Source organism: Psychrobacter sp. FME5 (assembly GCF_014861375.1).
Classification (GTDB): Bacteria; Pseudomonadota; Gammaproteobacteria; order Pseudomonadales; family Moraxellaceae; genus Psychrobacter.
Map to the genome: position 1 here is coordinate 1 of NZ_RRYX01000244.1, position 901 is coordinate 901.

General features: G+C 39.3%; 1 protein-coding gene. It reads left to right on the forward strand.

Annotated features, from left to right (window positions below):
* Window positions 1–136 precede the first annotated feature (136 nt).
* The gene (locus EI161_RS14505; protein WP_192529982.1) at window positions 137–487 is read left to right on the forward strand and encodes a hypothetical protein; all 351 of its coding nucleotides are present in this window, start codon (window positions 137–139) and stop codon (window positions 485–487) included.
* The last annotated feature ends 414 nt before the right edge of the window (window positions 488–901 follow it).

Consider the following 901-nt stretch of genomic DNA (forward strand, 5'->3'; position numbering starts at 1 on the left):
CCCGACTAGCCCAGCTGGACAGTCACAACAAGGGTGGGAGTTTGAGATGGTTAATCGGCTTAAAAAAGACGCATCACAGTTTACAAAGCGTCCGATCAGAGAATATTTAGATTACTAATTATAGGGAGTTAGAAAAATGGACTTAGAAAAAATGCAAAAAATAGCGGCATATCTCGAACGCGCATCGGCAGATGAGATGCTCGCAATAGCAGATGACATGGCCAAAAATGCGCCTCATTTGTTAGCCGGCAATATTGATATGTCGGATAGAGAGAGAGCCAAAACATTAATAAAAATGCAAATTAATATGCTTGCTACTACTGCATTTCACTACGACTCAATAACAACGTTCGAGCAGTTATTCGGATTTGCTCAGGGGTTGATTATGGGGTGCAGTATGAGCGGATTACTCACCAAACAGGAAGAAATCGATTTTCAAAAAAATGTGGCGGATAAACGTACAGAATTTTATAAATGTAGTGAATAACCCTGCTGCTAATTTTTGTGAATAATCAAATGTTCTATATTTTATGCATAAGTTTTGCTTATTAATGGATAGTTTTGCTTATTAATGGATAGTTTTGCTTATTAATGAGTGTTTCTGCCTTTTAAAAACCAGTTTTATAGCCCTCTCCTTCCATTTTTTAGCCCTCTGCAAGAGTCCTCGAAGAGCGCAGTTTCGAGAAATCACATATTAGCCTACTTCGTGCTAATATGTGATTGTCTCAAACAGCGTTGGGGAAACCCCAAACCCCAAAAACCCGAGGTGCAAAAATGGCAATCTTCAGAGCCGAAACCAAATCTCTCAGTCGTGGAAAAAGTCATAATTTAGTAGCAGCGATCTCATATCGTGCTGGTATAAAACTCACCGATAACAACACCATAAATCCCAAAGCCCGAT